Consider the following 20812-nt stretch of genomic DNA (forward strand, 5'->3'; position numbering starts at 1 on the left):
GGAGGCGCCGCCGCCGCTTGGGGCGCGGGCGCCGCCGCAGGGGCGGCGGGCGCGCCGCCGGGGGTGACGGCTTGATAGAGCTGATTCCAGTCCGGGCCTTGACCATTGCTTGCGGGCTGCGGCGCGGCCGCAGCGGGCGCCGGCGTTGCAACCGGAGCGGGAGCTGCCGCTGGGGCCGGTTCGGCCGCCGCGGTCTCTTCGGACAGCGTCTCGCCCGCCAGCGCGGCGTCCAAGGCCGCCAGGATGCGCGGGTCGGCTTCGCTGGGCATCAGGCCCTGGCCCATGGTGCCGAACATATCGCGCACGATGCCGGTGGCGTCAAGAATCACGTCCATGATGCCGGCGGTGATGTGCAGCTGGCCGTTGCGGAGTTTGTCGAACAGGTTTTCGGTGCGATGGCATAGATTGATCATCGGGCCGACATTGAGAAAGCCCGCGCCGCCCTTGATGGTGTGGAAGCCTCTGAAAATGTCGTTCAGCAGCGCTTTGTCTTCCGGGCGCTTTTCCAGTTCGACCAGTTTATTGTCTACATCGGAAAGGAGGTCCGTAGACTCCATCAAGAAGTCTTGCAGCAGCTCTTCCATGCCGGCGAATTCGCTCATTTTCCACTCCCGCCACGCCTTGCTCGCGTGCTCTGTTCTGCGTGTTGTTCGTTAGAAGCCCAGGCTTTCCAGCAGGTCGTCGACCTGTTGCTGGCTGCTGACCACGTCGGTGCGGCCTTCCGGATTGATGACCGGGCCATTCAGCAGATTGGTGCCCATGCCCAATTCTTCTTTTTTCGCCTCCGGCGAAAATTCGATCAGGAAGTTGACCAGCTCGCTTTCCAGCAGTTGGACCATGCCCATCATCTTCTTGATGACTTGGCCGGTCAGATCCTGAAAGTCCTGGGCCATGACGATTTCCAGCAACTGGGTGCTGGTCGCCTGGGTCTGGGCCGGCACTTCATTTAAGTAGCCGCGCGTGTCGGCCGCAAGTTGTTGGAACTCTTCCACGCTCAACAGATTGGCGTACAGCCGTTCCCAGCGCGAGGACAGCTCCAGCGCCTTGCTTTCCAGCTGGTCCTGATACGGCTTGGCCAGATCCGTGGCGTTGAGCACGCGTTCGGCCGAATTTTCCGTCAGGGTGGCGATGTAAGTCAGCCTGTCCTTGGCGTCCGGAATCGCGTCCGCCATTTTTCCCAGGGATTTGTCGTAGCCTAGATCGCGTAGCGCATCATGCATTTTGCGGGTTAACTGACCAATTTGTTCATACATCGAGGTAGGGCTGCCGGCGGCTCCGGCGGGCTGGGACGCTGCGACGGCTTCGGGCGCGGCGGCTTCAGGCGGCGCGGCCTCGCTTTGCTGCGTCGCAATGCTGTCGAACAGAGCTTCAAGATCCGGGTTGTCCCCGCTCTCCAGGATGTGATTGGACACGATAAATCCTCCTCAATACTGACGCAGACCGTTTTTTTTCGGCACTCAGGCTGGTTTATTCAGGTTTTGGAAGATCTTGTTCATTTTTTCTTCCATGGTGGCGGCAGTGAAGGGTTTCACGATGTAACCGCTGGCTCCGGCCATGGCCGCTTCGATGATGTTTTCCCGTTTGGCTTCCGCGGTGATCATCATGAAGGGCAAGTGCTTGAGCTGGGCGTCGGCGCGGACTGCCTTGAGCAGTTCGATGCCGGTCATATTGGGCATGTTCCAGTCGGAAACGATGAAGTCGAAGTGCTGGGTTTTCAGCTTATGCAGCGCAACCATGCCGTCTTCGGCTTCGTCGACGTTGGTGAATCCTAGCTCTTTCAAAAGGTTGCGCACGATTCTCCGCATGGTGGAGAAATCGTCTACGACTAGGAAGCGAATATTCTTGTCTGCCATTGAGGTGTGTCCTGATTTATCTGAAATTCATCGAGCCGCATATTGTAGCGACTACCTCTGCAGGAATGGAATCAAAGTTTCGGCCAGCACGCCGGGGTCGAACTTGGCGACATAGGCGTCCACGCCCACGCTGGAGCCCATCGCGCGGTTGGCGTTGGAGGACAGCGAGGAGTGCATCACGACCGGAATGCCACGGAAACGCTGATCGGACTTGATCAGCTTGGTCAGCACATAGCCGTCCATTTCCGGCATTTCGGCGTCCACGAGGATGATTTTCAGGTGGTCGTGCAGGCACTCGTCCTCGCCGAAATTGCGGCCGGCCAGGGTCTGCAGCCGGTCCCAGGCTTCGCGGCCGTTGGTGGCTTGCTGAAATTTGATGCCCATCTTCTCCAGCACGCCGGTGATTTCCTTGCGGGCGACGACCGAGTCGTCGACGAAGAAGAGGTATTGGTCGTTTTCCAGCTGGGCGGTGGGCACGTCCGGCAGGCGGGGCTCGCCGACCACGCTGGCCAGGATCTGCTCCACGTCCAGGATGGATACCAGCTTGCCGTTTTCCAGTTCGGTGATCGCGGTGATCAGGTTCTGGTTGGTGCCGCTCGCCGCCATCATGTTTTCCGGCGCGCGCACCTTGTCCCAGTCCACGCGGATGATGCGGTCCACAGAGTCGACCAGGAAGGCCTGGGTGCTCTTGTTGAACTCGGTGACGATCATGGTTTCGTAGCTGCGGGTTTGATCGGCGCCGATGAACTTGCCAAGCGAGATGACCGGGATGATATTGCCGCGCAGCGACAGCACGCCTTCCACGCCAAACGGCATGTTCGGGGTTTTGGTGATGGCGGGGGTCTGCGACACCTCGCGCACTTTGAAAACGTTAATGCCGAAGGTTTCCCGCGTTCCAAGCGAAAACAGCAGAATCTCCATTTTGTTGGAACCCGCCAGTTTGGTCCTGGCGTCAACGGTTGCAAGCAAGGAGGCGTCTGTGGCTGCCATATCTGTCCCTCTCCCTTAATGCTTTTGCTTACTTGATCTTTAGTCTTTGGGTTCCAGATTCAGCATCTGGCGCAGTTTCATCGACAGCTTCTGCGGTTCGAATTTGGCGACGTAGGAATCCACGCCGACCGATTCGCCCAGCTTCTGATTCGAGGAACCGGAAAGGGAGGAGTGCATCAACACCGGAATGCCGTTGAAACGCGGATCGCTCTTGATCATCTTGGTCAGCATATAGCCGTCCATTTCCGGCATTTCCACGTCGGTCAGCACCAAGTGCAGTGAATCCGACAGCTTCTTGCCGGCCAGATCGGCCTGATTGGCCATTTTCTGCAATTCTTCCCATCCGCGCATGCCGTTGATGGCGGAGGTGTACTGGATGTTCATCACTTCCAGCGTGCGTTCGATCTGCTTGCGCGCCACGGCGGAGTCGTCGGCGAAGAAGATCCGGCGCGGTTCCTTGACTGGCTCGATGCCGAGGAAGGTGTGGCCGTCGTCGACGATGGTGGTTTCCGCCAGCACTTTTTCCACGTCCATCATCATCACCAGCGTGCCGTTGTCCAGCTCGGTCACGGCCGTCACCAGCCCGGCCATGCGGTTGGTGATCATTTCCGGCGGCACGCGCATCGCGGACCAGTCCAGACGCAGGATGGTGTCCACCGCCTCCACCAGGAAGCCCTGGGTGTGGGCGTTGTACTCGGTGACGATCATGATTTCCGGCTTGTTGCTGGTCACGACGCCGGTGTATTTGGCCAGGTCGATGACCGGCACCAGCGCGCCGCGCAGGCTGACCATGCCTTCCACCGAGGAGGGCATTTCAGGCGCGGAAGTGATTTCCGGCGTGCGCATGACCTCGCGCACCTTGAACACGTTGATCCCGAAGATTTCCTTGCGCCCCGTGCGCTGATCCTGGCCCAACGAGAACAGCAGGATTTCCAGCTTGTTGGTGCCGGCCAGTTTCGTCCTGGCGTCGATTTTTTTGAGAAGCTCTGACACAGAAACCTCCGCTGCATTCTTTTGAAGTGGCGTACTACTACCCTTTATACGCCAGATATCGGTTTTGCCCGGTTTTTTTTGCTGAGCTGCATGCCAGATAACAGCTTGGCTCAGCGATACCCATTCATTATCATACTGTTTAAGTGGTTTTTACAAATAACTCGCAAGCGATTCGGCATATGGTTTCAAGCCTCAAAGATCAGCAGCAACTGGAAGCCGCTTTCGAGCAATTCAATGCGGTGTCCGGCCAACTCATTGATGCGTATAGACAACTTGAGAGCCAGGTGACAGTTCTCAACGCGCAGCTGGACGAAGCCAATAATCAGCTGCGCAAACAGCGCGATGAGAACGCAATGCTGGCCGAGCGCCTGGGTTTGCTGCTGGAGGCGCTGCCCGCGGGCGTGGTGCAAGTCTCGGCCGAAGGCGCGGTCACGGCGGTGAATCCGGCCGCCAGCCGGATGCTAAATGGCTGTTCTGTCGGCGCTTTATGGCGGGACATGCTGGCGGGGTTGCAGCGTTCGGAACTGGACGACACCTATTGCCATCGGCATGGCGAGCCGGGTCTGGTGTTGACCATGCAATGCCAGGATCTGCCGTCTGTCGGAGGACAGATTGTGCTTATTCACGATGTATCGCGTTTGCATCAATTGACCGGAGAATTGGCGCGTCAGCAGAAGTTGGCGTCCATGGGCGGCATGGCGGCGGCATTGGCGCACCAGCTGCGCACGCCGCTGGCCACGGCGATGCTGTATACGGCCAATCTGAAGCAGGATATCCCGCGGGCGGAGGATCGCGCGCGCTTCGTCGACAAGAGCCTGGCCCGGATGCGGGCGCTGGAGAGCTTGATCCAGAACATGCTGAGTTTTGTCCGCGGCCAGGTGACGACGCTGGAGCCTTTGGATCTGGAGGGTCTGCTGGAGGATTTGCGCGCCGTCATGCAACCACAATGTCATGAAAAAGGCGTGCTTTTTGATTGCAATGTGGTGGTGTCATCTGCCATAAAGGTTTTGGTGGACCGCAAAGCGTTGCAGGGGGCCTTGGTGAATCTCTTGGAGAATGCCTGGCACTTTTCAGGAAGCGGCGATGTGGTGCGGCTATCGGTGGAGGAAGGCGAGACGGCCTTGCTGTTTCGGGTGGAGGACTCGGGTCCCGGGTTTAACCCGGAGGAGCTGGAGAAGATGTTCGAGCCCTTTTTCACCACCCGCCCCGGCGGCACCGGCCTGGGCTTGGCCATCGTCAAGAAAGTGGTGGACGAACTGGGCGGGCAAGTGCGTTGTTTCAACAAGGGGGAGGGCGGGGCCTGTTTCGAGCTCAGCCTTCCGATGATGCAATCGTGATGGATGTGCCGTTTATTCAGAAGAAAGCAGAGGACGCCGCATGAGACCCATTGTCAAAGTCGAGGGCAGAGTTGGAAAGATGATCCTGATCGGGCAATTCGACTTCAACTTGCATCGGGAATTCCGGCAGGCCAGCCAGGAGTTGCTGGACAATCCGGAGGTGCAGGAGATCGAGATCGATTTCGATCAGGTGCCCTTCCTGGACAGTTCCGCGCTGGGCATGCTGTTGTTGCTGAAGGAGCGCGCGGCGGGGCAGAAGAAGAGCATGACCTTGATCAATTGCCGCGAGGCGGTGATGCAGGTGTTCGAAATCGCCTGCTTCAACAAGATGTTCACCATTAAGTAAGTTCAAGCATTGGAGCGTCTGTGCGCATCCGGGCCTGGTTGTCCGCTGATGCCGAGGCACGGGTTCGTGGCGATCCTTGGTTGTCGGCGCTGGATTGGTGGTTTTGCGGTGGCGCCGACTTCGCGGTGGGCGGCAAGCAGGATCTTTGGCTGACGAATCTGGCGGACGCTCCGGCCGAGCTGTTCGAGCAGTGGGAGGGCGACAAGTCCTTGTGGGTGTTTTCCTCGGGGCGCGCGGCGCCCTGGCTGGCCACGCCCAGTATTCATTTTCTGCGCGGCGACTTCGACGCGGATTTGCTGCGCAGCCGCCTGCTGGCCTGGCATTGGCAGCAACATGCGCTCTGCCCGCGCTTGTTCGGCGCGGCGGCGTTCGACATCATCAACGGCGCCATGTCCCTGTACCGTCCGTCGGGACAGGCGTCGGGCCGCGTGTTTCCCCTGGAAGTGTCGGTCAAGCCGGTGGACGCGGTGGGCGGCGACGTGGTGCTGCGCGCGGATTTGCCGGAGCGGACCTTGCTGATCCTGGGCGACGCGTCCGGTCACGGCCAGGGTTCGGCGCTGGACGCCGCGCTGTTGGCGCTGGGCGCGTCGCGGGTGCTGCTGGAGCAGCCTCTGTCCTTGTCCGCCCTGCGGGAGCTCAACGCCTTCATGCATAGCCATGTGGCCGATGGACGCTACGTCGGCAGCGCTTTGCTGGAGATCGATTGGGCCGCCCGCATGGTGAGGCTGGTCAACGCCGGCATGCCGGACATTCTGTTGTTCCTGTCCACCAGGCTGGAACAGCGCTTTTCTTCCATGTGCAGTCCGCTGGGCCTGCGAGCCGACATCGAACCGCTGGAGCCGCTGGCGCTGCCCTGGGCGGAAGGCCAGCACTTCCTGGCGCACAGCGACGGCATGGAGGAGTCGGACCTGCCGTATCTGCTGTCGCGTTTGCTGCGCTTGTCCAGCATTTCCTCGACCGACGGTTTCGGCTATGGCCCCTTGCCGTCAATTCCGCTAGGCTTCAGCAGCCCATACAATGACGACATGTCGTCGCTGGCTTTCGCCGTGCCGTCGTCGGCGCCGCCACGGCCGGCTTGAAGAATGTCCATTGGCCGCGTGCGCCGGTTCCGCGCGGATTCCGGCTTGAATCGGCGGGCTTTTTAGTTGATCAATCATTAATATCTGCGCGAATTTCAGCGCTTGGGCGAATCGGTCGTCTCGCCGCCGCGGCGCGAGACGACGAGCGAGCAAGGTAAAGAATGGGAAACGGACCCGGCGCGGACTGCGTCGGACGAGCGGCGGGCGGTTTCCTGAAACGGGGATGTTATGCACAAAAAAATACTGACGGTTGACGATTCCGCTTCGATTCGACAGATGGTGTCGTTCACCTTGAAAAGCGCCGGCTACGAGGTGGTGGAGGCCGGGGACGGCAACGCCGGCCTGGCCAAGGCGCAGGGAGGACAGTTCAATCTGGTGCTGACCGACCAGAACATGCCGGGCATGGACGGGCTGACCTTGATCCGCTCCTTGCGCAAGCTGCCGGCGTATACGACGACGCCTATCCTGATGTTGACCACGGAGTCCAGCGATCAGATGAAGGCGCTTGGCCGCGCGGCCGGCGCCACCGGCTGGCTGGTCAAGCCTTTTGATCCGCAGAAGCTGCTGGATGTGGTCAAGCGCGTGATCGGCTGAATCGGCTGATCTTGGGCACGGCGAGGAGCGAGCTTTTGGCAATCGACATGTCGCAGTTTCATCAAGTGTTTTTTGATGAGGCGGATGAACACTTGTCCAGCATGGAGAGCCTGCTGCTGGGCATGGACCAGTCCTGTCCGCAGCAGGAGGATTTGCATGCGGTGTTCCGCGCCGCGCATTCGATCAAGGGCGGCGCCGCCACCTTCGGTTTCGCCGATATGGCGGATCTGACCCATGTGCTCGAAGGCTTGCTGGACGAGGTGAGGCGCGGCGCGCGCGCCTTGAGTTCGGATCTGGTGGATTTGGTGCTGCGGGCCAAGGACGTGCTGTACGGGATGCTGGCGGCGCACAAGGGCAAGGGCGAGGCCGACGCGGCGCTGGCCGGCGAACTCAAGGCGCAGCTGGAGGCGCTGGCCGCCGCGCCGGCGGAGGCCGCGACGCGGCGGGCGACGCCGGAGGAGACGCGGCACTGGACGCTGTACCTGGAAATCGACGTGGTGGACGGCGTCGATATCGACGCCTTGCTGGAGTCGCTGGCCGAGCACGGGGACTTGAGCGTGGTGCAGCACGGCGAGGACGCCGACAAGCTGCCCTGGGTGGCGGTGTTCACCTCGCCGCTGGACGCTGCCGAGGTGGCGGAGTCGCTGGCCTTCGCCTTGCCGCAGGACAGCTTCCGCATCAACGTCGATCATGGGGTGGAGGAGGAGGGCAGCTTCGGGCTGTTTCTCGAGGCGGCGCCGGAGCCGGACGCTTCGGTCTGGCTGGAGGGCGACGGCTTCGGCCTGTTCGAGCCGCCGCCAGCCGAGACGGCGCCGCAGGACGAGGCGCCGGCCTTGGACCCCGACGCGGCCAAGCCGGCGGCGCGCGGCGGCGCGGTGGGCGAGAATTCGATCCGGGTCAATATCGACAAGGTGGATTTGCTGCTCAACCTGGTGGGAGAGCTGGTGATCACCCAGTCCATGCTGACGCAGTCCGGCGCGGGCCTGGACCCGGTGGCGCACGAGCGCCTGCTAGGCGGCATCGGCGCCTTGCAGCGCAACGCGCGGGAACTGCAGGAGGCGGTGATGTCCATCCGGATGACGCCGATCGCCTTCGTGTTCAACCGCTTCCCGCGCGTGGTGCGCGATCTGGCCGGCCGTCTGGGCAAGAAGGTGGAGCTCACGATGATGGGCGAGGGCACCGAGCTGGACAAGGGCTTCATCGAGAAGCTGTCCGATCCGCTGACTCACCTGGTGCGCAATAGCCTGGACCACGGCATCGAGGCCCCGGAAGCGCGGCAGGCGGCCGGCAAGGACCCGGTGGGACGGCTGACGCTGCGCGCCTTCCATCAGGGCAGCAATATCGTCATCGAAGTCAGCGATGATGGCGCCGGGCTGAACCGGGAGCGGATTCTGGCCAAGGCGCGGCAAGGCGGTTTGGCGGCGCCGGCCTCGCTTTGCGACGCCGAGGTGTGGAATCTGATTTTCGAAGCCGGCTTCTCCACCGCCGCCGAGGTGACCGAAGTGTCCGGCCGCGGCGTGGGCATGGACGTGGTCAAGCGCAACATCCAGAGCATGGGCGGCCGGGTGGAGATCGACTCCATGGCCGGCATCGGCACCACCATCAGCATTCATCTGCCGCTGACGCTGGCGATCATGGACGGCATGTCGGTGCGCATCGGCGCGGAAACCTATGTGATGCCCTTGGGCGCGGTATTGGAGTCCTTGCAGCCGGCGCCGAGCGAAATCAAGACAGTGGCCGCTCGCGGCCAGGTGGTGGCCATTCGCGGCGAGTACCTGCCGATTGTGCCGCTGGGCCGGTTTTTCTCCATTCCGGACGCGAGGCGGACGCCGAGCGAGGCCATCCTGGTGATCGTGGAGGCCGGCAATAGCCGGCTGGCGCTGCTGGTGGACGACCTGATCGGCCAGCAGCAGTTCGTGGTGAAGAATCTGGAAACCAATTACCGCAAGGTGGACGGCATTTCCGGCGCCACGATCCTGGGCGACGGTCAGGTGGCCATGATCTTGGACATCGCCGCGATTGCGCGGCACAACCAGCGTATGGCGCTGGACGCATGAAACAACAAGGATAAAGAAATGGTGGCGGAACGGGATGGTCCGGGCCTGGCGCAGAGACGCTCGGGCAATGAGCTGCTGGTGTTCACGCTGGGGACGGAAGAATACGGCATCGATATTTTGAAGGTGCAGGAGATCCGCGGTTACGACGCGGTGACCCGCATCGCCAACGCGCCGGACTTCATCAAGGGCGTGGTCAATCTACGCGGCCATATCGTGCCCATCGTGGATTTGCGCCTGAAGTTCGGCATAGGCGAACCGGTGTACAACGCGTTCACCGTGGTGATCGTGCTGAATGTGTGCGGGCGGGTCATCGGCGCGGTGGTGGACGGCGTGTCGGACGTGATTCAGCTGGAGAGCGATGCGCTGCGCGCCGCGCCGGAGTTTGGCGCGGCGGTGGACACCGCCTATATCGAAGGACTGGGCACGCTGGACGAGCGCATGATCATCGTGGTCGATATCGAGAGGCTGATGGGCAGCGAGGAAATGGCGTTGACTGATGCCGCGGCTCGAGTGCAAGCGAATTAGGGGGCGAAGCATGAACAATATGAAAGTGATCCATAGACTGATCCTGGGCTTCGGTCTGCTGATCCTGTTGCTGGCGGTGGCGATGACGCTGGCGGTCAGACAGCTGCAGGGACTGGCCGATGATCTGGTCAATATTTCCGGCGTGCATATCCCGCAGGTCAGCGCCGCGCACAAGATCGCCGCCAATGTCGACCTGGCGTCTCGGGACGTGCGCAATCTGCTGCTGAGCAAGGATGCCCAACTGGTCAAGGAGTTCAACCAGCAGATCGACGAGAGCCTGGCCAGTCTGACGCAGCGGATGACGGCTTTGGAGCCGAATGTCGGCAGCGCCGGGCGGCCGCTTTTCGAGGCGATGCGCTCCGACGAGGCCAGTTTCCGCTCCGAGCTGAACGTGTTCCGGCGCATGCAGGCGCAGGGGCGCGATGTGCAGGCCCGCGATTATCTGTTCGTCACCCTGCGCGACACCCAGCTCAAATACATGGCTTCGATCGACCGCTACATCGCGTTTGAAGAGAACCTGATGCGCAAGGCGGGACAGGACGCCAGCGACAACTCCCGGCAGGCCTACAAACTGCTGTTCGCCTTTACTCTGCTGGCCCTGCTCATCGGCGTCGGCTTCGGCGTCTTCATCATCCGCTCGCTGATGCGCCAACTGGGCGGGGAGCCGGCGGAACTGGTCAAAGTGATGCGGGAGTTGACCGAAGGCCAGGTGCGCTCCGAAATCAAGGTCAAACCGGGCGACCAGCACAGCCTGTTCGCGTCGATGAGCTTGCTGGCCGAGAAGGCGATCGAGAACATCCGGGTGCGCAACGCGCTGGACAACGCCTCCACCAATGTGATGATCGCCGACAACGAGCGCAACATCATCTACACCAATCACAGCGTGCTGGAGATGATGCGTCGCGCCGAGGCCGATCTGCGCAAGGCCTTGCCCAATTTCGACGCGCGCGCGATGCTGGGCGCCAATATGGATGTTTTCCACAGCAATCCGGCGCATCAGCGCGATCTGTTGGCCAATCTGAGCGCCACTTATCGCGCGCAGATCAATATAGGCACGCGCATTTTCGGCCTGGTGGCCAATCCGGTGTTCGGCACCGACGGTTCCCGTTTGGGCACGGTGGTGGAATGGAAGGACCGTACCGGGGAGGTGGAGATAGAGAAAGAGGTGGCCAGCATCATCTCCGCCGCCGCGGCCGGCGATTTCGACCGGCGCATCAATCTGGAAGGCAAGGACGGCTTTTTCCGCCAGCTGGGCGAAAGCGTCAACCAATTGCTGGCGGTGACCAGCCAGGGCCTGGGCGATATCGCCACCGTGCTGGCGGCTCTGGCCAAGGGCGATCTCACCCATGCGATCAAGGGCGATTACCAGGGCTTGTTCAGCCAGTTGCAGAACGATACCAATACCACGGTGATGCGGCTGAAGGAAATCGTGTCCAACATCAAGGAGTCCACCGACGCGATCAACACCGCCGCGCGCGAGATCGCCTCCGGCAACGCCAATCTGTCCAGCCGCACCGAGCAGCAAGCCGCCAGCCTGGAGGAAACCGCTTCCAGCATGGAGGAAATCACCAGCACGGTGCGGCAGAACGCGGAGAACGCCAAGAAGGCCAATACGCTGGCCACCGGCGCCTCCGACATCGCCGCGCGCGGCGGCAAGGTGGTGGGCGACGTGGTGGCCACCATGAACGAGATCAACGATAGCGCGCGCAAGATCGTCGACATCATCAGCGTGATAGACGGCATCGCCTTCCAGACCAATATCCTGGCGCTCAACGCCGCGGTGGAGGCGGCGCGGGCCGGCGAGCAAGGGCGCGGCTTCGCCGTGGTGGCCAGCGAGGTGCGCAATCTGGCGCAGCGCTCCGCCGCCGCCGCCAAGGAGATCAAGGGCTTGATCGGCAACTCGGTGGCCAAGGTCGAGTCCGGCTCCAAGCTGGTGGACGAGGCCGGCAGCACCATGGACGAGATCGTGATCTCCATCCGCCGCGTCGCCGACATCATGAGCGATATCTCCGCCGCGTCGATCGAGCAGAGCTCGGGCATTGAACAGGTCAATCTGGCGGTGACGCAGATGGACGAGAACACGCAGAAGAACGCCGCGCTGGTGGAACAGGCCGCGGCGGCGGCGGAGTCGCTGGAAGAGCAGGCGCGCTATCTGGACGACGCGGTGCAGGTGTTCAAGTTGGGAGAACATGGCCCGCGTCTGCGGCAAGCGCCGACGCGCGTCGCGTCGGCGGCGGAGCCGGCCGCCCATGCCGGCGGCGTCAATCCGGCGCCGGCTAAGCCGGCGGGCAAGATCGTGGTGCCGGCGCGGCTGCATCCGCAGGTGGATCTGAGCGACGGCGAGTGGGAGGAGTTTTGAGGCACAGGTCCGGAGGGGCCGTGTTGGCGGGCTTGGAATTGGACATCACGTTCACGCCCGAGGATTTTCGCCGCATCCGCGACATGGTGTACCAGCGGGTCGGCATCGCCCTCAACGACAGCAAGACGCATATGGCCTACGCGCGCTTGGCCAAGCGGGTGCGGGCTTTGAGCCTGAAAAGCTTCGCCGAGTATCTGGACCGCTTGGATCAGGACGCCTTGTCGGAGGAATGGCAGAATTTCATCAACGCGCTGACCACCAATCTGACCTCGTTTTTTCGGGAGCCGCATCATTTCGACATGCTGCGCGCCCACGCCGAGCGCTGGCGCAAGCGCGGCCGGCCGTACCGGGTCTGGAGCGCGGCGTCCTCGACCGGCGAGGAGCCTTACTCCATCGCCATCACCATGGCGGAACTGGCGGAGAGCTTGCGGCCCTTCCCCTGCGAGTTGCTGGCGTCCGACATCGACACCCATGTGCTGCAACAGGCGATGCGCGGCGTGTATCTGCGCGAGCGCGTCAGCCAGTTGCCGGAGCCGCAGCTGCGGCGTTTTTTCGACAAGGGCGTAGGCGCCAATGAGGGCAAGGTGCGCCTGAAGAAACGCGTGCGCGAGGCGATGACGTTTTTCCAGATGAATCTGGTGGCGGAGGAATGGCCGCCGCTGGGGGAGTTCGACGTCATTTTCTGTCGCAATGTGCTGATCTATTTTGATAAGCCGACGCAGGCGGCCATACTCAATCATATGGCGCGGCATCTGGCTCCGGACGGACTGCTGCTGCTGGGGCATTCGGAAAACATCCTGCACCTGAGCGACGCCTTCGTCCCCTGCGGCAAGACCAGCTACCGGCTGGCCTGATCAGGCGTTCCGTGCGTCCGGCCGTCGCGCTGCGGCGCGAGTTTATGAGCCTTGTTTATCGATCCGGGAGCGTGGATGGCGCTGGAAAAGAAAATTCGGGTAATCGTGGTGGACGACTCGGCCCTGATCCGCAATCTGCTGACCTCCATCATCGACGAAGCGCCGGACATGGAAGTGGTGGCCACCGCCTCCGATCCGCTGATCGCGCGCGAGCGCATCCGCGCGCTGGATCCGGACGTGATCACGCTGGACGTTGAAATGCCGCGGATGGACGGCCTGGAGTTCCTGCGCCGGCTGATGCGGCTGCGGCCAACGCCGGTGCTGATGATCTCCTCGCTGACGCAGCAGGGTTCGGAGGCGACGCTGACGGCGCTGGAGCTGGGCGCCATCGACTTTCTGTCCAAGCCGGCGCACGATATCGCCAGGCGCATGGGCGATTACGCCGATGAGATCCGGGACAAGATACGGGCCGCGGCCGCGGCCAGGGTGCGGGCGCCGCATCGTTTTCATCGCCCGGCCGATGTTCCGCCGCCGGCGCCGCTCTTGGGCACCGGCGCGCAGCAGGCGATGTTGTTCATCGGCGCCTCCACCGGCGGCACCGAGGCGATCCGCGCGCTGCTGAGCGGCCTGCCCGCGACATGCCCGCCCATCTTGGTGGTGCAGCATATGCCCGAGCATTTCACCGCCAGCTTCGCCGCGCGCTTGAATGCCAGCTGTCCGATGCGGGTGAAGGAGGCGGAGGCGGGCGAGCCGGTGCGGCAGGGCGTGGCCTATATCGCGCCGGGCGATTGGCATATGCGGGTGCAGGCCGCCGCGGACGGTTTTCGCATCGAATTGGATCAGAGCGACAAGGTGAACCGGCACCGGCCGTCGGTGGACGTGCTGTTCGACTCCGCCGCGCGCTGCCTGGGCAAGCGCGCCATCGGCGTGATCCTGACCGGCATGGGGCGGGACGGCGCGGACGGCCTGCGCAGGATGCGCGACGCCGGCGCGGTCACCTTCGGTCAGAACGAGGCCAGTTGCGTGGTGTACGGCATGCCGCGGGAAGCGATGAAGGCCGGCGGCGTGCAACAGGAGTGGCCGCTGGACGCGCTGCCCTCCAAAATCATGGCCTGCCTGTACGGCAAGGCGGAAAAGGCGATGTTATGAAGAACGGCGCGGTGCATTTCAGCAGCCATTCGTATTTCGACAAGCATTTTCAAAGCCAGGCGGTGAAGGTGTTTCCCGGCGGCTTCTACGTCACCGGCCAGCCGCAGCTGCTGGTGACCTTGTTGGGCTCCTGCGTGGCCGTATGCATGCTGGACCGGACAGCCAATGTGGCCGGCATGAACCATTTCCTGTTGCCCGAGGGCAGCATCGAGGTGGGCGAGGGCGCGTCCGCCGCCCGTTTCGGCGTGCACGCGATGGAGTTGATGATTACCGAAATGCAGAAACTGGGCGCGATGCGCCATCGGATGGAAGCCAAGGTCTTCGGCGGCGGCAATGTGCTGGAGGGCATGTCGGTGATGAACGTGGGCGAGCGCAATCGCCGCTTCATCCACGGCTACCTGGATGCGGAAAGGATTCCCATTCTGGCCGAGGACCTGCTGGGCGACTGCGCGCGCAAAGTGTATTTCTTCACCGACAGCGGCAAGGTGCTGGTCAAGAAGCTCAAGCGCAGCCGCAGCCTGATCAGCGAGGAGACCCGCTATCGTCAGCAGGTGATGCAGCCGGAGGTGGCCGGCAGGTCCGGCGATATCGAGCTGTTTATCTGATGCGGCTCAACGTCCGCCGCGCGTCGTGAGACGCAATGCGCTTGCCTTCCTCGTTTCCAAGCGTTTCGCCCGGTCTCGCGCTTCGCGAGACCGGGCGTGCTTCTCAGCGCTCCAGGTGTTGCAGCTTGCCTTCGACTTCCGCCCAGTCCTCATGGTCCGGCAGCGGGTCCTTCTTCTCCGTGATGGTGGGCCAGAGCCTGGACAATTCGGCGTTGAGCGCGACGAAACCTTCTTGTCCCGGCGGAACGTCGTCTTCCGCGTAGATCGCGTTCACCGGGCATTCCGCCACGCACAGCGTGCAATCGATGCATTCCTCGGGGTCGATCGCCAGAAAATTGGGGCCTTCGTGAAAGCAGTCCACCGGGCAGACATCGACGCAATCGGTGTATTTGCATTTGATGCAGGCATCGGTTACAACGTAGGCCATGTTCAGCTCCTTGGTCGTCGAAAGCCGGCCGGCGCCGTTTGGCGCGGCGGCGGGGCGATGATTCGAGCGTATCAGTCAACATTATTAGCCAGAAATTCCCTTCACAACGCATTGCCGCCGTAAATTTCCTATCCGTCATGAACTCTTCTCGCTATCGCGGGCGTTTTGCCCCCAGTCCCACCGGCTTGCTGCACGCCGGCTCCTTGTGCACCGCCGTCGGCAGTTATCTGGAGGCGCGCGCGCGCGGCGGCGAGTGGCTGCTGCGGATGGAGGATCTGGACCCGCCGCGCGAGGTGGCCGGGGCCGCCGACGCCATCCTGCGCACGCTGGACGCCTATGGCTTCGAATGGGACGGCGAAGTGGTGTATCAAAGCCGTCGCCACGGGCTGTACCGTCAAGCGCTGGAGCAGTTGATCGCCTCCGGCCACGCCTATCCGTGCAATTGCACGCGCAAGGAGATCGCCAAGACCGCGCGGCGCGGCCTGGACGGTTACGTCTATCCCGGCCATTGCCGGCGGCGGCGTCCGGAAGAAGGCGGCCGCGCCTGGCGCTTGCGGGCGGCGCCCGGCGACACCGTGGTGGCGGACCGCCTGCAAGGGCCCTACCGTCAGAATCTGACGGCCGACATCGGCGATTTCGTCTTGCTGCGCGCGGACGGCTTTTGGGCCTATCAATTGGCCGTGGTGGTGGACGACGCGGAACAAGGGGTGAACGATGTGGTGCGCGGCGCCGACCTGCTGGTGTCCACGCCGCGTCAAGTGGTGGTGCAGCAGGCGCTGGGCGTGGCGACGCCGGGTTATTGTCATCTGCCGGTGCTGGTCAACGCCGCGGGGGAGAAGCTGTCCAAGCAGACGCTGGCGCCGGCGGTGGCGGCTGAGGACGCCGCCGCGGCCTTGCGCCTGGCCTTAAGCCGCCTGGGGCATGTTCCGCCGGAGGAGTGCGGCAGCCTGGCCGAGTTGTGGCAGTGGGCGCGAGCGCATTGGTCGCTGGCGCGCGTGCCAGTCGGACCGGTGCTTGCCGGCTGAATTGCGCCGTTTTATGCCAAAATTATGCGTTTGACGTCTTTTTTTCCATCCCGGCTGGCCTATATTGGCATCTGCGCACGCGCTTGTTGCGCATCATCGGCCGCGGCAAGCGGGTCGCCATCGTCTTCTCCTTGATATGCGGAAAATGCGACATGTTTTTATGTCGAATTTGTGTTCTAATGCCGCCTTTTTTTCATGCGCGCGCACTGGCGCAAAGTCCCGCTTCAGTTGACTCCGGTCAAGCGGTTTGAAGAAAGCATGCCCAGCTTGCGGGCGAGGCCCTCTATCATGGGCGCTTTTTCAGCCGTATCAGTCTGAATGCGAACGGAACTGGCCAGGCCAATTCCGCCGGCGCCATCGCATGAACGTAAACATGCGCGCGCGGCGCGCCCGTCAATCGGCAGGCCCGATGGAGACCAAGCCTTGAGCAATACCAATTTAGACAGCAAGACCAAGACCCGGGCGCTGGGCGTATGGATGTGCACCGCCTTGGTGGTGGGCAATATGATCGGCTCCGGCGTGTTCCTGCTGCCCGCGTCGCTGGCGCCGTTCGGCGGCGTGTCGATGATAGGCTGGCTGCTCACCGCCGCCGGCGCGATCTGCCTGGCCTTGGTGTTCGCCCGGCTGGCGGCCATCCTGCCCAAGGAAGGCGGGCCGTACGCCTATATTCATGAAGCCTTCGGCGGTTTCGCCGGTTTCTGGATCGCCTGGGGCTACTGGATTGCGCTGTGGGCCGGCAATGCGGCCCTGGCGGTGGCCGCCACCAGCTATATGCAGGTATTCGTTCCGGCGCTGGGCCACAATAATGTGTTGGCCGGCGTGTTCGCCATCAGCCTGATCTGGATCGTCACCTGGATCAACAGCCGCGGCGCGCGCAGTTCCGGCCTGGTGGCGGTGACGACCACCTTGCTTAAACTGTTGCCGCTGGCCGCCGTCACCTTCATCGGCTTTTTCCACATGCAGCCGGACAATATCGTGTTCAACCCTCACGACAAGCCGCTGCTCAGTTCGGTGTCCGCCACCATGGCGCTGACCCTGTGGGCCTTCCTGGGGCTGGAATCGGCGTCGGTGCCGGCAGGCGACGTGATCGAGCCGGAAAAAAACATTCCGCGCGCCACGGTGCTGGGCACTCTGATCGCCACCGTGCTCTACATCCTGTCCACGGTGGCCTTGATGGGCTTGATGCCGCCGGCGATGCTGGCCGCCTCCCAGGCGCCCTTCGCCGACGCCGCCCGGCTGATGTGGGGCGATTGGGGCTATTATCTGGTGGGTTTCGGCGCCATCGTGTCCTGCTTCGGCGCGCTCAACGGCTGGAGCCTGATGCAGGCGCACGTGCCGGCCGCGGCTGCGCACGACGGCCTGTTTCCCCGTCGTTTCGCCCAGATGAACCGCGAAGGCGTGCCCATTTTCGGCCTGCTGCTGTCCAGCGGGCTGGTGACGGTGCTGATGGCGATGAAGTACGCCGGCGGCGACGGCGGCGTCAAGATTTTCGAGTTCATCATCCTGCTGGCCACCGCCACCACTTTGCTGCCCTACGCCTTTTGCTCGATGGCCTTGCTCGCCATCATGCTGATGCGCCCCCAGCAGTTCCAGCGCAAGGACTTCCTGGCGCCGCTGTGCTTCGCCGGCGTGGGTTTCGCCTATTCGGTCTGGGCCTTGTACGGCTCCGGCGCCGACATCGTGATGTGGGGCATGATTCTGCTGCTGCTGGGCTTGCCGGTCTATGTCTGGCAGGTGAAGGAGCGTTACGCCGATCCTTCATGAAGGAGAGGCGATGTCGGATCCCAAACGCGGCTTAGGCCGCGTTTTCTTTTTGCGCAAGCCTATCGTCATGAGTCAACGGGCTTGCCTATGCCGCCGGCTGGTGGCCTACTAGGGCGCTTTGCTTTCAGACCGGGAGTTGCCATGAGGATAAGCGCCGCCGATCACGCGCTCGTCGCCATCGATTTCACCTATCCGCTGCCGGACGCGCAGACGCTGGCGCGGATGCGGGCGGAGAACGCGCCTTGCGCGCTTGAGCGCGCGGACGGCCTGTTTCCGGAAAACAGCTATTACCGCGCCGGCCGCAAAGGCTGCGCCGAAGGCATGTCGGCGCGGTCCTTTGTCGCGCGCCGTTTGCGCGAGACGGCGGCGCGGCTGGCGCCGGAGTACGGTTTGCTGCTGTTCGACGCCTACCGCAGCCGCGAAACCCAGGCGGATCTGTTTCAGATGGTGCTGGACGATGTGCGCGCCGCGCACCCGGACTGGGACGCGGCGGCGGTGGAGCGGCAGGCGCGACTGTTCGCCGCCCACCCGGACGACACCGCCCGTTTCGCGGTGTTGCCGCACAATTCCGGCGGCGCCGTGGACCTGGCGATCTGCCGGATGGACACGGGCGAGATCTGCGATTTCGGCACGGCCTTCGACGCGGCGGAGCCGGCGTCGCGCACCGATTTCTTCGAAGCGCCGCATGATCCGGCCCTGGGTTTTTCCTCCGAGCACTGGCTGACGGTGCGTCACAATCGCCGCGTCTTGTTCAATCTGATGAAGCAGGCCGGCTTCAGCAATTATGCCGAGGAATGGTGGCATTACGATCTGGGCGACTGCCTGTGGGGGCAGGCGCTGGGCGTGGATTGGATCTATCCGTCGATGGAGACCGAGCCGGAGAGGCCGGCCTGATCGCCAGGGCCGCCGCGCGGGCGCGGCGGCCCATGGCCTGGCGCTAGCCGGTCAGCGCCTTCAACCAGACCAGCGCGGCGCTGGCGCCCGCGTCCGGCACGCCCAGCGCCCGTTCGCCCAGATAGCTGGCCCGGCCCAGGCGCGGCCGCATGGCGGCGGTTGCCGCGCAGCCGCGCTCCGCCGCTGTCAGCGCCGAACGCCAGGCCGTCTCCGGAGCCTGTCCGGCGTCCAGGGCGGAGGCGAAAGCGTCGGCGGCGGGGGACAAGGCGTCCAGCATGGTGCGGTCGCCCACTTGCGCGCCGCCCAGTTCCGCGACGGCGGCGACGCCGTCCAGAAAGGCGGCCGCCCAGTCCTTCGGGGTGGGCGGGGTCGTCGTGTCCAGCCGCCGCGCCGCGCGCAGCAGGGCGGTGGAGTAGAAAGGCCCGGAGCTGCCGGCGATGGCTTGGCGCAAGGCCTGGCCGACCGCGCGCAGCGCCGTGGCGGGGTCGCTCCATGCGCTGTCGGGCAAGGCCCGGATCGCGGCCGCGCCGCGCTGCATGCTGACGCCCAGATCTCCATCCCCGGCCGCGCCGTCCAGTTCGGTCAACAGCGGCTCGGCGGCGTCCAGCGCGTCGGCCGCGGCCCAGGCCGCGGCGCGCAAACGGGGATCGGCCGCGGCGGCCGAGGGCGTGAAAGCGTCGCGCGGCGGCGCGGCGCGCAGCTGGCGTTGCGCCGGCAGACGGCCTGAACCGGGCCAGGCCGGCGCCAGAGTGGCCTGGTCCAGCCTGGCGAGCCGCTGATCGTCCAGCGCCATCAGGGACAAGGAGCAGCCGGGCATTTCCAGCGCGGTCATGAAGTTGCCGCTCCAGGCGCGTTCCACCTGTAGGCCGCGCAGGCGCAGATGAGCCAGCGCGGCGCGGGCGACGATGGCCAGCTCCATCGGCGGCGTGCCGCCCAGGCCGTTGACCAGCAGCGCCACCCTGTGTCCCGAACGCCAGCCGCGGTCTTGCAAGATGGCGTCCAGCAGCGTCGCGCACAAATCGGCGGCCGATGGCGTCGCCACGCGGCGCACGCCGGCTTCGCCGTGTATGCCCAGGCCCAGTTCCGCCTCCCCGCTGTCCAGTTGAAAGCCCGGGCGGCCGGTGGCCGGCACCGTGCAGGCGCCCAGGCCCACGCCCATGGTGGCCACCTGTTCTGCAGCCTGCCGCGCCGCGGCGGCGACCTCGGCCAGGCCGGCGCCGGAGGCGGCCGCCGCGCCGGCGATCTTGTGCACCAGCACCGTGCCGGCGATGCCGCGCCTGCGCGCCGGCTCCACGGTGTCGCGCAGCGCCACGTCGTCGGCCACCACCACGCTGTCGACGGCGATGCCCTCGGCGCGAGCCAGTTCCGCCGCCAGGCCGAAGTTGAGCCGGTCGCCGGTGTAGTTCTTGACGATGAGCAGCACGCCCTTGGGGCCGGCGACGGCGCGGATCGCCGCCAGCACGGTGTCTACGCTGGGAGAGGTGAATACGTCGCCCACCGCGGCGGCGTCCAGCATGCCGTGGCCGATGTAGCCGGCGTGGGCCGGTTCGTGGCCGCTGCCGCCGCCGGAAATCAGCGCCACCTTGTCGCGCAGGCCGCCGGCGGGAAGGTCCGCCCGCAGCAAGACGTTTTCTTCCTCGAGCAGCGCCAGGCCGGGCAGGGTGTCGGCCAGGCCTTCCAGCATCTCCCGCGCCACATGGCGCGGATCGTTGATCAGTTTTCGCATCGCGGTTTCCTTTCCAGATCGGATAGAGATCGTGCTTGGTCAAGATGGATGTCATCTTACGATCAGCGGCGGCGCAATGGGGGGGGCATCTATTTTTTGATCGATAAGGAAATGAAATATGTTCGTAATCGATCTTAAACGAAGCAATGCCGGTTCAATGTTTTGCGGTTTCGAATATTTTAAGTCATTGTTTAAGTTGAAGATAAACACGGCTTGCCAAGCCCCGGCCCAGCAA

Annotated in this window: 20 protein-coding genes; 13 read left to right on the top strand and 7 right to left on the bottom strand. The window is 63.7% G+C overall.

Annotated elements, in window-relative coordinates:
* The 5 genes from ACODSD_RS17285 to ACODSD_RS17305 all read right to left on the bottom strand — a co-directional run.
* Positions 1-602 (bottom strand): Hpt domain-containing protein (locus tag ACODSD_RS17285; RefSeq protein WP_488877911.1); only part of this gene is annotated, 602 nt, incomplete at its 3' end.
* 51 nt (positions 603-653) lie between these two features.
* A complete protein-coding gene (cheZ, locus tag ACODSD_RS17290) occupies positions 654-1412 on the bottom strand; it encodes a protein phosphatase CheZ (RefSeq protein WP_107798333.1) in 759 nt (252 codons plus the stop codon).
* 45 nt (positions 1413-1457) lie between these two features.
* Complete coding sequence (gene cheY, locus ACODSD_RS17295) at positions 1458-1853, bottom strand: chemotaxis response regulator CheY (protein ID WP_048410525.1); 396 nt, start codon at positions 1851-1853, stop codon at positions 1458-1460.
* 51 nt (positions 1854-1904) lie between these two features.
* Positions 1905-2843, bottom strand: coding sequence for a chemotaxis protein (locus tag ACODSD_RS17300; RefSeq protein WP_107798334.1), 939 nt, complete (start codon positions 2841-2843; stop codon positions 1905-1907).
* A 39-nt stretch (positions 2844-2882) separates the two neighbouring features.
* Positions 2883-3836 (bottom strand): chemotaxis protein, encoded by a 954-nt coding sequence (locus tag ACODSD_RS17305; protein WP_081546080.1) that lies wholly within the window; start codon positions 3834-3836, stop codon positions 2883-2885.
* A gap of 143 nt (positions 3837-3979) precedes the next feature.
* Between ACODSD_RS17305 and ACODSD_RS17310 the strand changes: the two genes are divergently transcribed.
* The 10 genes from ACODSD_RS17310 to cheD all read left to right on the top strand — a co-directional run bounded on the left by ACODSD_RS17310 (position 3980) and on the right by cheD (position 14741).
* Positions 3980-5173 (top strand): sensor histidine kinase, encoded by a 1194-nt coding sequence (locus ACODSD_RS17310; protein ID WP_227107165.1) that lies wholly within the window; start codon positions 3980-3982, stop codon positions 5171-5173.
* Positions 5174-5213: 40 nt separating this feature from the next.
* A complete protein-coding gene (locus ACODSD_RS17315) occupies positions 5214-5519 on the top strand; it encodes an STAS domain-containing protein (RefSeq protein ID WP_039754785.1) in 306 nt (101 codons plus the stop codon).
* Between the two features lie 20 nt (positions 5520-5539).
* Positions 5540-6598 carry a SpoIIE family protein phosphatase gene (locus ACODSD_RS17320; protein ID WP_488877912.1) on the top strand — a complete coding sequence of 353 codons (1059 nt, stop codon included), beginning with the start codon at positions 5540-5542 and terminating at the stop codon, positions 6596-6598.
* Positions 6599-6826: 228 nt separating this feature from the next.
* Positions 6827-7192 carry a response regulator gene (locus ACODSD_RS17325; RefSeq protein ID WP_043635932.1) on the top strand — a complete coding sequence of 122 codons (366 nt, stop codon included), beginning with the start codon at positions 6827-6829 and terminating at the stop codon, positions 7190-7192.
* A 47-nt stretch (positions 7193-7239) separates the two neighbouring features.
* Entirely contained in the window at positions 7240-9249 is a 2010-nt protein-coding gene (locus tag ACODSD_RS17330; protein WP_488877913.1) for a chemotaxis protein CheW, read from the top strand.
* Between the two features lie 18 nt (positions 9250-9267).
* The gene (locus ACODSD_RS17335) at positions 9268-9774 is read left to right on the top strand and encodes a chemotaxis protein CheW (RefSeq protein WP_227107169.1); all 507 of its coding nucleotides are present in this window, start codon (positions 9268-9270) and stop codon (positions 9772-9774) included.
* 10 nt (positions 9775-9784) lie between these two features.
* The gene (locus tag ACODSD_RS17340) at positions 9785-12133 is read left to right on the top strand and encodes a methyl-accepting chemotaxis protein (RefSeq protein ID WP_488877914.1); all 2349 of its coding nucleotides are present in this window, start codon (positions 9785-9787) and stop codon (positions 12131-12133) included.
* Between the two features lie 20 nt (positions 12134-12153).
* Entirely contained in the window at positions 12154-12987 is an 834-nt protein-coding gene (locus tag ACODSD_RS17345; RefSeq protein WP_233246646.1) for a CheR family methyltransferase, read from the top strand.
* A 75-nt stretch (positions 12988-13062) separates the two neighbouring features.
* Positions 13063-14136 carry a protein-glutamate methylesterase/protein-glutamine glutaminase gene (locus tag ACODSD_RS17350; RefSeq protein WP_488877915.1) on the top strand — a complete coding sequence of 358 codons (1074 nt, stop codon included), beginning with the start codon at positions 13063-13065 and terminating at the stop codon, positions 14134-14136.
* Positions 14133-14741, top strand: coding sequence for a chemoreceptor glutamine deamidase CheD (cheD, locus tag ACODSD_RS17355; protein WP_488877916.1), 609 nt, complete (start codon positions 14133-14135; stop codon positions 14739-14741). Before ACODSD_RS17350 ends, cheD begins: the two co-directional genes overlap by 4 nt.
* A gap of 103 nt (positions 14742-14844) precedes the next feature.
* On the opposite strand, the gene fdxA is transcribed toward cheD, so the two are convergent.
* Entirely contained in the window at positions 14845-15168 is a 324-nt protein-coding gene (fdxA, locus tag ACODSD_RS17360; RefSeq protein WP_107798342.1) for a ferredoxin FdxA, read from the bottom strand.
* 137 nt (positions 15169-15305) lie between these two features.
* On the opposite strand from fdxA, the gene gluQRS reads away from it, so the two are divergent.
* The 3 genes from gluQRS to ACODSD_RS17375 all read left to right on the top strand — a co-directional run bounded on the left by gluQRS (position 15306) and on the right by ACODSD_RS17375 (position 18851).
* Positions 15306-16193 (top strand): tRNA glutamyl-Q(34) synthetase GluQRS, encoded by an 888-nt coding sequence (gluQRS, locus tag ACODSD_RS17365; protein WP_488877917.1) that lies wholly within the window; start codon positions 15306-15308, stop codon positions 16191-16193.
* Positions 16194-16616: 423 nt separating this feature from the next.
* The gene (locus tag ACODSD_RS17370; RefSeq protein WP_227107177.1) at positions 16617-17957 is read left to right on the top strand and encodes an amino acid permease; all 1341 of its coding nucleotides are present in this window, start codon (positions 16617-16619) and stop codon (positions 17955-17957) included.
* Positions 17958-18098: 141 nt separating this feature from the next.
* Complete coding sequence (locus ACODSD_RS17375) at positions 18099-18851, top strand: M15 family metallopeptidase (RefSeq protein WP_488877918.1); 753 nt, start codon at positions 18099-18101, stop codon at positions 18849-18851.
* Between the two features lie 43 nt (positions 18852-18894).
* On the opposite strand, the gene ACODSD_RS17380 is transcribed toward ACODSD_RS17375, so the two are convergent.
* Complete coding sequence (locus ACODSD_RS17380) at positions 18895-20577, bottom strand: dihydroxyacetone kinase family protein (RefSeq protein ID WP_488877919.1); 1683 nt, start codon at positions 20575-20577, stop codon at positions 18895-18897.
* Positions 20578-20812: the final 235 nt, after the last annotated feature.

The sequence above is a fragment of the Chromobacterium sp. FG22 genome, from assembly GCF_057809415.1.